The organism is Floridaenema aerugineum BLCC-F46 (assembly GCF_041929345.1).
In the GTDB taxonomy this organism is placed as follows: Bacteria; Cyanobacteriota; Cyanobacteriia; order Cyanobacteriales; family Aerosakkonemataceae; genus Floridanema; species Floridanema aerugineum.
In genome coordinates, this window is record NZ_JBHFNQ010000051.1 from 1 (window position 1) to 10,429 (window position 10,429).

Here is a 10,429-nt window from a genome sequence, read left to right on the forward strand (position 1 = left end):
TTCTATTATAAAAAAAAAAAAAAAATATCTAAAAAAATTTTTTACAAACCACATTTTTTTTCTTTTTTGGGCCCCCCGCGCAAAATACCCGCGCCCACCCCCAACAACGTACCTTTTACTAATTTAACAATGTGGCTGTTGCATTCGCCACTATTTGCGCTACACCAGTAAAAAATTCTTGGTCAATTGTATCAGGTTTATCTGTTGGTTTATGATAGTGAGGAGAGCGAAAATTGGCTGTATCAGTGATTAAAACTGCACCAATTCCCCGCAGCCAAAAAGGTGCATGATCGCTACGTAATAAATCAGGAGTGGCTACACCTTTGAAAGGAACAGGCAAAGTAATTACTGGTGGTAAATTAGGAGAATTTTTGTTATTAAATGCTGCTAGCAATTGTGGACTTTCAGCATCACCTATTACTGCTAAAAAATCACCTTTGTCGCTTGGCGGGGTAATTGGTAAACCGGGAGGATATTGCTGACAACCGGGAGTATGACAAGCAAAACCAACCATGTCTAAAACAATTGCACCTTGTAAGTTACTTAAATTTTCCGTTTGATTAGCAAAAGCGGAACTACCCAAAAGTCCTTTTTCTTCTAAGTCAAAAAAGGCAATTTTTAAGGTTCTTGCTGTGGGAAATTTACTCAATAAACGCGCTACTTCTAAAACGGTAGCAACACCGCTAGCATTATCATCTGCGCCGGGAGAACCAATAACTGTGTCATAATGTGCGGCTAATAAAATGGTTCCCGCTTCTGGGTTACTTCCGGGTTTTTCAGCTACTACGTTAACACCAAAGTCGAAGGTTTGTAGAGTTGGCGACCATCCCGATTTTTTTAAATTATTTATAATGTATTCTCTAGTTTGACTGCGGCTAATATCTTCATAACGTTCAAAGTTTAATGCTTTAATATGTGCGATTAGTTGGTGGGTATTAACTTTTGGTGCTGTGATAGTTTCAGGGGTTTTAAGTTTTCGTTTCAGGATTGGTTTTTGAACTATTTCTGGAGTGTTATTTACTGTTAGTTGAGATGCTAGTAAGCTGGAGTACCAATTGCCAAGAAAGTTGTTAGTGTAAGAGTAGAAAAATATTGTTGTAGTTGTGGCGATCGCCAACAATCCCCCCCACCAAAACCATTTTTTCATGCTAATCTAAATTTGTTATTTGAATCAATCCGAAAAGGTGCATCATAAAATCCCGCCATTTCTAATAGAGGAGATAAGCTGTTACGCATTTAAAAGTCATATTGTAGGGTGCGTCAGAAGGGGATATTTTCCTTTCTATATAAGGCTTTACCGTCTGACGCACCCTACTCTTTAATAAGTGATTTAAATGCGTAACAGCTTAACACCACAAGTTTAACAGTTTCTTCAGCTAAAGGGTCAGCTTTTCGGTGATAAATGTATCTGCTTTTTACTTTATCTAAACCCGCTTTTTCACTGTCACTAATTTCGGGTAAATCTGCATACCATTCAGTAAAAAACTCATCATTTTCTGCCTGGAACAGATTAAACTTTTCCTCTACCTGTTCCAGACTAATGATGTTTTCTCCAATCGGAATAGTTTAGCCACTATCATTAAAATTCCACAGTTAATGGCGCACGAGGGAAAGGAATTACATCTCTAATATTAGCCATTCCGGTCATAAATTGCACCAATCTTTCAAAGCCTAAACCAAAACCTGCGTGAGGAACTGTTCCAAAGCGGCGTAAATCCAAATACCACCATATATTTTCCGCATCTATTCCTAATGTTTCAATCCGCTTTTCTAGCACATTTAAGCGTTCTTCCCTTTGAGAACCGCCGATAATTTCGCCAATTTTCGGTGCTAAAATATCCATTGCGCGGACAGTTTGTTCATCATCATTTAATCGCATATAAAAAGCTTTAATTTTCGCCGGATAATCAGTAACAATTACAGGCTTTTTAAACTTCTCTTCTGCCAAATATCTTTCATGTTCCGACTGTAAATCTAAACCCCAACTAACGGGAAATTCAAACTTTTTATCTGCCTTTTCCAAAAGCTTGATTGCATCAGTATAAGTTAACCGTTCAAACTGATTATTAATGATATTATCCGCCGTTGCCAAAACCGAATTATCAATCCTTTGGTTGAAAAATTCCATATCTTCTGGACAGTTTTCCAACACATATTTAAAGATGTATTTCAAAAACTCTTCTGCCAAATCCATATCACCTTGGAGATCGCAGAAAGCCATTTCTGGTTCCACCATCCAAAACTCTGCCAAATGGCGGGAAGTATTGGAATTTTCAGCGCGAAAAGTCGGCCCAAAAGTGTAAACATTAGAAAAAGCCATCGCCATAATTTCGGCTTCCAACTGTCCGCTAACAGTTAGATAAGCCGGACGACCAAAAAAGTCTTTAGTGTAATCAATTTCTTGCTTTTCAGTACGAGGAACCTTATCTAAATTAAAACCCGTAACCGCGAACATTTCCCCTGCACCTTCGCAGTCACTTGCGGTAATAATTGGTGCATGAATCCATAAAAAATCGCGTTCTTGGAAAAACTTATGAATCGCAGTTGCACAAGCATTTCTTACCCGAAAAACTGCGCCGAAAGTGTTAGTACGCGATCGCAAATGTCCAATATCCCTTAAAAACTCAAACGAATGACGTTTCTTCTGCAAAGGATAAGTTTCTGGATCGGCTTCCCCAAAAACTTTTGCACTAGAAGCCTTTAATTCAATCCTTTGTCCCTTCGCCGGAGACTCCACCAAAACACCTTCAACTTCCACCGAAGCACCAGTATTTAATTGTTTAATTATTGTCCCATAATCAGCCAAATCAGGATTCAAAACCACCTGTAAATTTGCCATTGAAGAACCATCATTCACCTCAACAAAAGCAAACTCCTTTAACTCCCGTTTCGTGCGAACCCAACCTTGCACCTTAACAGATTCATCAGGTTGACCATTTTTCAGAATATCAGCAATACGTCGAGTCATAATGATTATTGATTTTAACGGAGACACTTAAAACTTAATTATATTAAACCACAGAAATAAATCATCCCTCTTCATCTGCGGTTAACTAAACCAAAAACCCTTCCTTCCTCTTCCTTCGCGTCCTTTGCGCTCTTTGCGGTTCAAAAAATCTTACCCTCCCTAATCACCAATAGCAACCCCCTCCCGACGCGGATCAGCACCCCCGATAAGTTCCCCATTCTTAATTTCAATCCCATGAGAACCGCTATTTAAAGGAATAACAACCACCCGATGACCCCGCCTTTCCAAACCCGCCTTAAAATTAACATAATCAGTATCAGCTTCCAACTCCGTCGGACCATTCCTACTACCAAAATTAGGCAAAGAAATCGCCTCTTGAACATCAAGATTCCAATCTAAAACCCCCACCAAAACCTTAGCCACAAAATTAATAATACCGCTACCCCCTGGAGAACCAATAATTAAAATTGGCTGTTTTTGAGCATTAAAAACAATAGTCGGAGACATTGAACTTCGGGGACGTTTCCAAGCTTCCACACGGTTAGCAACAGGTTGACCATTTTCTTCAGGAACAAAGCTAAAATCAGTCAATTGATTATTTAATAAAAACCCCCTTACCATCAACCGAGAACCAAAACCACTTTCAACAGAACTAGTCATAGAAACAGCGTTACCATCTTTATCTACAATAGAAAAGTGAGTGGTTGCAGGTAAATCTAACCAATGAATCGATCGCCTTTCCCCCGCAGAAACCGTAATATTTCCCGGTGCAGCTTTTCCCATTGAACGATTAAGATCGATCGCACTCCCCCGCACCCGCAAATACTGCGGATCAAGTAGCCTTCGAGTCGGAATATTGACAAAATCTGCATCAGCTAAAAACTTATTGCGATCGGCATAAGCCAGCCTACCCGCCTCCGAAAATAAATGCACCAATTCAATTGGTTTAGACTTTAAACTAGCCAGATCGAAACTCTCTAAAACTCCCAAAATTTGCAAAATAGTAATTCCGCCAGAACTCGGCGAACCCATGCTACAAACTTGGTAAACTCGATAGAAACCACAAACCGGATCGCGTTTTTTCGCCTGATAATTAGCTAAATCATCTAGTGTTAAATCTCCCGGATTCACAGGCGATCGATTAACAGTATTAACAATATCTTTAGCAATTTCACCCTGATAAAAAGCATCTGCGCCTTGATTAGCGATCGCTTTTAAAACCCCCGCCAAAGGTTTATTTACCAGTTTACTACCAATAGGTTTCGGTTGACCATTTGCTAAATAAAAATAACTTCTACTATTAGGAAAACGTTGTAAATACCTTTCCCTACTCAGCAGTTGATACAGTCTCGGAGAAATCGGAAAACCATTTTCCGCCAACTCGATCGCAGGTTGAAACAACTCCCGCCAAGGAAGTTTCCCCTCCTCCCGGTGTACCATTTTCAACATCCGTACTACCCCTGGTACACCTACGGACTTTCCCCCTACTACCGCCTGGAAAAAATCTAAGGGTTTACCCGTAGCGTTTAAAAAGCGATCGCTTCTCGCTTTCCCAGGTGCGGTTTCCCGACCATCATAACTCAGTAATTTCCCGGTTGTGCCTTTGTACAACAGTAAAAACCCCCCACCGCCTATTCCCGAAGACTGCGGTTCCACCAAAGTTAACACCATTTGGACTGCGATCGCCGCATCCACCGCATTACCCCCCCGCCGCAAAATAGCGATCCCCGCCTCAGAAGCCAACACATTACCACTAACTACCATTTGTCGTTTAGCGCGGACAGCTTGCTTTTCAATGCGTCCCGTCTCCCCCTCTGGCGCAGGTAAATCTTGAGTGCGAACCGGGGAAACCAAGTTAAAGGAGAATACCAAGGCGGTAAAAATTACTTTCCAGAATTTTTGTTGCATTGTGCAGTTGCAGAGTCGGGGATCATTGATACATAACTGATCCCCACTTTAACTTATACTTAATCAATGGTGATTGGGGATCGCATAGGTTCTGTGCAATGATTTGTGCATAGCAGACTACCCAAGCAATGCACAATGGGGAAAATACAAGTCTTTAACTTGCACAAGACTTCAACAACCAACCGATAATAATCCCGATCCCCGCAAATCGCACCGCCATCCAAAAAGGTTCTTTCAAGCTACTCCAAGAAAACAAACTACTTTCCAAGTTAACTTCCAAAGTTTCTAATTCCTGTTGAATTTGCTTTAACTGGGTTTTCATTTGCTGGGATCGCGCCATACTGCGGTCTTGACGCACTTCCTCATAGCGATGCTTTAATTCAGCTTGTCGTTGGCGATCGCGCTGTACCTGTGCTAAACGTTCTTTTAGTGCCATTAGCGATCGCTCTACCTCCGCCAAAGCTTGCACAAACTCTTGCTCACTATTTCCCGATCCCGGAGTATCGCTAGATGCAGATGGTTCTTCTGATGGCTTCATAATAAAGACAAATACTGATCTGATTTCATTATGTCTGAACCTACCCAGCTACTTAAAACCGACACCTTGAACGAATTTACCACCTTAGAACTGGCTCAAGCTTTAATGGAACGCCTTACCATTACACCTAATGATTGGCATCGCCTCAAATCGAATCGTCAGGCGCGTGCAGGTGAACAAGCTGCAGCCGCACTGTTGTTTCTCCTCAAAAATCAGCCAGAAGAAGCATTACCGCGCTTTAATCAAGCTTCCGGCTGGTTAGATCGATCGATCTCTGCGCCTCCCTGTCCTTCTCACGGTCACAATCATCCCCACTAATATCCCAACCTCTAGAAGTGGCTGCTCGTTCAGCCACTAAACCTGAGAACTAGGAACATTAAGATTTATTAGCTGACCAAAAATCGATAATTGGTGAGCTAGAATTAAATCCCTAGCGCAGGTGGAAAAAAGGTAAAAAGCTGATGATAAAAGCTCTGTTCCTTTCTGCCTGGGAGCCTTCTGCTATCTATCGCACTAAAGGTAACTTGGAGCGGCTCTTGACATATTTACACAAACTTAACTCTCTTGCTTCCGGGTTCCAATGCACTTGATCGAAAACTTTGTAGAGAATATACAACCCTCTACCACATTCCGAATCTTCCGACGGCAGATACTCATTGGCATCGCTAGGGCGACAACAACAAGGATTAGGTTTAAACCCAGAACCTTGGTCTGAGATCACCCACCAGTAGTGATCTGCGATCGCGGCAAATTTCACAACAACTGTTTTACTAGGATCTAGATTGTTTCCATGCTTAGCTGCATTCACCAAAGCCTCTTGTAAACCCAGTCGCAATTCCGCTTGCCAGGAGTCAGGGATCTCAGACACCAGCAAATCTAGAATTGGACAAAGGTAAAGAGTCGAAGCAAAGCTAATCGTAGCCCAGCTGCGCCCAACTGGACGCTTAGATATAGCAATCACTTTGAAAACCCCCTCGTTTTCAGGTGGACAGACTGAAATCTCTGCACAGACTCCATCCCTACGCTCATAACTTAATTGTTTCGTTATAAACTCATGCTTAAGTCTAATGGGAAAAATTTTAGGTTTTGTTACCTATTTGGCAATTTAATTGATTCGCATTTACCTCACAATACCTAAATTTGGTCAACTCCCATTAGCCCAGCTATTCCATTTCATTTAAGTTGGTGATTGCCCATAGCTTAATAAAAGCCATACAAATACACCCTGCACAGGTGCAGTTTTTTGGTAGGGTTTTCACTACCTGCTATTTATATTGTATCCAAATCTTCTTAAAAGACCAGAGCCTTTTGAGTAAATCTGCCCATTTGTTCTGTTCATCTGTTTTGCCTGTTACAGAATATACAAAAAGTCTTGTCCCTTGGACAGTTGAAACCATAGCAGTCTTGGCATAGTTAGCTAAACTGAAAGTGATGTAAGCTATAGTCGCTTATTGAGGACGGTAATTGCAAGATAAATAGACAACAATTTCTCAATCAATCAGGTAAAGCACAGCAATTCCTCTGAGAGTAAAACGCCGAATCACCTTAAAATAGGCGGTTTCAGCTTACCGCCCCCATTTAAGAAATCTAAAAATTTATCCCCATGGAGCAATTCATCTCCCGTTAAACTGCGTTGTAACGGGAGATGAATTGTGACCAACTAACTCAGGTTGAGCGTAGCGAATTCTTACCATTGTAATGAAGGTGAAGTAGATCGATTTTTCCCTAGTTCTAAAACTTGTAATCACTGCTTGCATCAAATTGGCGAATTGCCTTTGGATATCAGAAGTTGGCAATGTCCCAAATGTGGAACCCTGCACGACAGGGACGTTAACGCCGCTTGCAATATAAGAGATGAAGGTTTACGAATGTTAGAGGTAGGGCATACCTCGGTAGCTTCTGGAGAACGAGTCAGACCAAGCAAAGGCACTGCTTTTGTGAGGCATCGCTCTGTGAAGGAAGAATCTCCCCTGGAGAGCGTCAGCTTAAGGGGAGAGTGTCAAACTAGAAATAGCAAGACAAATATCTGAGGGAAGAGCATGGCTCCAAATCCCACCATCATGCAGGCTGTAGAACAGTTGAACTACCGTGTCACCGTAGGCGACATCGCAGCACGAACTGGGTTAAATATCAACCAATCTGAGCAAGCATTATTAGTATTAGCTTCTGATGCAGGTGGACATTTACAGGTAGCTGAATCAGGAGAAATAGCTTATCAGTTTCCGCGAAATTTTAAAGCAGTGCTACGCAACAAATTTTTCCGGTTGCAGCTACAAGAATGGTGGCAAAAAGTTTGGCAAGTGCTGTTTTATTTAATTCGGGTTAGCTTTGGCTTAATTTTAATCGCTTCGATCGCGTTAATATTCATTGCGATCGCCATAATTTTAATCGCCCTCAACTCCAGCCGAGACAGCGACAGTTCCGGCGGCGACTTTGGCGGCGACTTTAATGGCGGTACAGTTTTTGCCCCGACATTTTGGTTTAGTGATTGGTGGTTTTGGGTATTTTATCCCAACTACGACAGCCCCCAATACCAATATCATCGCCGGGAAAAACCCCAACTAAACTTTTTAGAAGCCATCTTCTCATTCTTATTTGGTGACGGAAACCCCAACGCCAACTTAGCAGAACGACGTTGGCAAGAAATAGCCACAGTAATTCGCAACAACCAAGGCGCAGTAGTAGCCGAACAAATTGCACCCTATTTAGATGAATTAGGAGAAGGCTACTCCCGCGAATATGAAGACTATATGCTGCCAGTACTAACCAAATATAATGGTCGTCCAGAAGTTAGTCCTGAAGGGCAATTAGTTTATCACTTTCCCGAATTACAAGTAACAGCTACCCAACAAGAAATCCAACCAGTAGCACCATATTTACGTGAAATGCCTTGGCGATTTAGTGCCGCTAGTTCTGGACAAATTCTGTTAGCCTGTGGATTAGGAGCAGTTAATTTAGTTGGCGCATTAGTTTTAGGAAATCTCCTAGCTGATGGTATTATCGCCGCCCAAATTGGTGGATTAGTCGCCTTTGTTCAATCAATTTATTTGGTCCTACTAATTTACGGAATAGCTTTTCTGACATTACCTTTAGTCCGTTATTTTTGGCTGCAATGGCGCAACACTAAAATTGCGAAGCGTAACCAAAAACGCGAACAAAGAACTAGTATTTTAAACCTAGCTAGTGCCGAATTAAAGAAAAAAATTAGCTATGCCCGTCAATTTGCCGCCCAAAACATCATTAACAAAGAAGACTTAGCTTACACCACAGAAACCGACCTAATCGAACAAGAAATCGCCCAAAAAGATAAAATCGACGCTGAGTGGCAACGTAGATTAGAATCCGGTTCTTGACAGGGGACTGGGGAAGTTTTGAGTTTTGAGTTTTGAATTTTGAGTTAGGAAGAGTTGGAGAGTTTTGAGTTTTAAATTCTCCCCTGCCCCTCTGCCCCTGGAGCCCCTCTGCTCCTGGAGCCCCCCCTGCTCCTCTGCCCCTGGAGCCCCTCTGCCCCTGGAGCCCCCCTGCTCAAGAGCTCATCTCACCCTAATTCTGGCTAAACTCGCTCCCCGATAATAATGCTGGAGGATTTGTTGGTAATTTGCGCCTTGGCGAGCCATTCCGTAAGCCCCCCACTGACTCAAGCCGATACCATGACCAAAACCACGACCATCAAAACGGAAAGAGAGTGGTAGAGATTTATTATTGCCTTCTGGGGTGACGGTGAACCAGGTACTTCTTAAACCAAAGATTCGCTGCAATTCTGCGCCACTCATAATCCGCGAACCTTTGTCACCAACGACTTTCAGCGTCAGTACCCGCCCAAAGGGAGAGATTCGTTCTGGTGTCAAAGATTGAACTTGTCCGACACCGCTAATGCGGTTACTGAGTTCTGGTTGAGTAAAAGATCTTGTCCACTGATAACCGGGAGTTCCTTGATCGAAGTCTGGAACAGCACGCAGGTAAGGTAAAGCTTGTGGGCCCCAAACATTTTCGACGTTTTCTGTGTGTCCTCCAGAAGCAGCATGATAAGCCGCTAGAATTAGTTTGCCTGTGTAGGTGAGTACTTGTCCAGCAGTAGCATCTACGGCGTTGTAAAAGCTGGGTGATTCCGTTTCTACACCTCGATAAACTTGCCAAGCGATCGTATCCCCAACATCAAACAGCCGATTTCCTCTAGTTTGTCGTTGGTAAAGCGCATAAGTACGGGCAGCTACAGCTTGGGCTTTTAATGCTTCTTGAGGCCAATTTGTGTAAACTTCTCCTCCGAGAACGCTGTAGAGGTATCTTTCCAGGTCTACATAGTTAATTGCTGTTAAACCGTTGTTTGTCGGTACAACTAGGGTGCGTCCTCGGTACCACTTATCGCCAATCCACACAAAACCTTTGTTAGTCGGTTCTACCCACAAAGCATTGGATTGCCAACGGTTCATTTTCACTCTACCGCCTTCTGTTTCGGCTACAAAAGCGTTGAGTGGGGCAATTTCTCCTACTGGTTGACCAGTGGCATCACGGACGATCGCTTTCGTAGAACTACCGATTTTCACTTGCTTGGTATTCTCTTCGATCGCCACTCGCAATTCTAATGCAGCTTGGGCAGGCGCAACTAAAAGCATCCAGAACAACAGCGACAACCAAAAATTTTTTCCTGGCTGCCGAAATAACTGCTTCTGTTTTGCAGATAAAAACGAGAAAATCAAACTTTTGGCTAGCATCTGGTAAAAACCTCCTCACTCGGCGGAGAATCGAGGTAACAAGTATTTTTATCGTTGAATTTGGCAAAAAATTTTTCTTAGGTTAGCTACGCTAGACAGTCCTCTAGCATACCTTAATCGGGCAAATAGGTAAAGAAAAACTTTTTCCTAGTTAAAATGTCAATAGGAGTGCGATTCGTTCCGGCCAAAATGGAAGGTTAATGACCTGAAGTGTAAGCAGGGTAGTGGCTCTCAGTCAATCGTAACGACTGAAACAAACCATTAACAACTTAGTAACCGTAGCGGTGCAATTCCGCTCTCGCC

Annotated in this window: 8 protein-coding genes and 1 pseudogene; 3 read left to right on the forward strand and 6 right to left on the reverse strand. The window is 42.5% G+C overall.

All coding sequences use genetic code 11. From position 1 onward, the window contains the following. Positions 1-118: 118 nt before the first annotated feature. The 4 genes from ACE1CC_RS05820 to ACE1CC_RS05835 all read right to left on the reverse strand — a co-directional run bounded on the left by ACE1CC_RS05820 (position 119) and on the right by ACE1CC_RS05835 (position 5,414). Positions 119-1,147 (reverse strand): M28 family peptidase, encoded by a 1,029-nt coding sequence (locus ACE1CC_RS05820; RefSeq protein ID WP_413269529.1) that lies wholly within the window; start codon positions 1,145-1,147, stop codon positions 119-121. A gap of 432 nt (positions 1,148-1,579) precedes the next feature. Continuing rightward, positions 1,580-2,971: an asparagine--tRNA ligase gene (gene asnS / locus ACE1CC_RS05825; protein ID WP_413269536.1), complete on the reverse strand. Its 1,392-nt coding sequence runs from the start codon at positions 2,969-2,971 to the stop codon at positions 1,580-1,582. A 156-nt stretch (positions 2,972-3,127) separates the two neighbouring features. Further along, the gene (gene ggt / locus ACE1CC_RS05830; RefSeq protein ID WP_413269530.1) at positions 3,128-4,876 is read right to left on the reverse strand and encodes a gamma-glutamyltransferase; all 1,749 of its coding nucleotides are present in this window, start codon (positions 4,874-4,876) and stop codon (positions 3,128-3,130) included. 154 nt (positions 4,877-5,030) lie between these two features. Continuing rightward, the gene (locus ACE1CC_RS05835) at positions 5,031-5,414 is read right to left on the reverse strand and encodes a sll0565 family protein (protein WP_413269531.1); all 384 of its coding nucleotides are present in this window, start codon (positions 5,412-5,414) and stop codon (positions 5,031-5,033) included. A 30-nt stretch (positions 5,415-5,444) separates the two neighbouring features. On the opposite strand from ACE1CC_RS05835, the gene ACE1CC_RS05840 reads away from it, so the two are divergent. Next, positions 5,445-5,732 (forward strand): DUF6439 family protein, encoded by a 288-nt coding sequence (locus tag ACE1CC_RS05840; protein WP_413269532.1) that lies wholly within the window; start codon positions 5,445-5,447, stop codon positions 5,730-5,732. A gap of 187 nt (positions 5,733-5,919) precedes the next feature. Here the strand turns inward: ACE1CC_RS05840 and ACE1CC_RS05845 are convergent, their stop codons facing one another. Then, the gene (locus ACE1CC_RS05845; RefSeq protein WP_413269533.1) at positions 5,920-6,375 is read right to left on the reverse strand and encodes an ATP-binding protein; all 456 of its coding nucleotides are present in this window, start codon (positions 6,373-6,375) and stop codon (positions 5,920-5,922) included. 736 nt (positions 6,376-7,111) lie between these two features. Between ACE1CC_RS05845 and ACE1CC_RS05850 the strand changes: the two are divergent. Beyond that, positions 7,112-7,444, forward strand: a pseudogene (locus ACE1CC_RS05850) (zinc ribbon domain-containing protein); the annotation flags it as partial. 9 nt (positions 7,445-7,453) lie between these two features. Further along, positions 7,454-8,767, forward strand: a complete 1,314-nt coding sequence (locus ACE1CC_RS05855) for a hypothetical protein (protein WP_413269535.1) — start codon at positions 7,454-7,456, stop codon at positions 8,765-8,767. A gap of 180 nt (positions 8,768-8,947) precedes the next feature. Here the strand turns inward: ACE1CC_RS05855 and ACE1CC_RS05860 are convergent, their stop codons facing one another. Continuing rightward, positions 8,948-10,126 carry a SpoIID/LytB domain-containing protein gene (locus ACE1CC_RS05860; RefSeq protein WP_459563807.1) on the reverse strand — a complete coding sequence of 393 codons (1,179 nt, stop codon included), beginning with the start codon at positions 10,124-10,126 and terminating at the stop codon, positions 8,948-8,950. Positions 10,127-10,429: the final 303 nt, after the last annotated feature.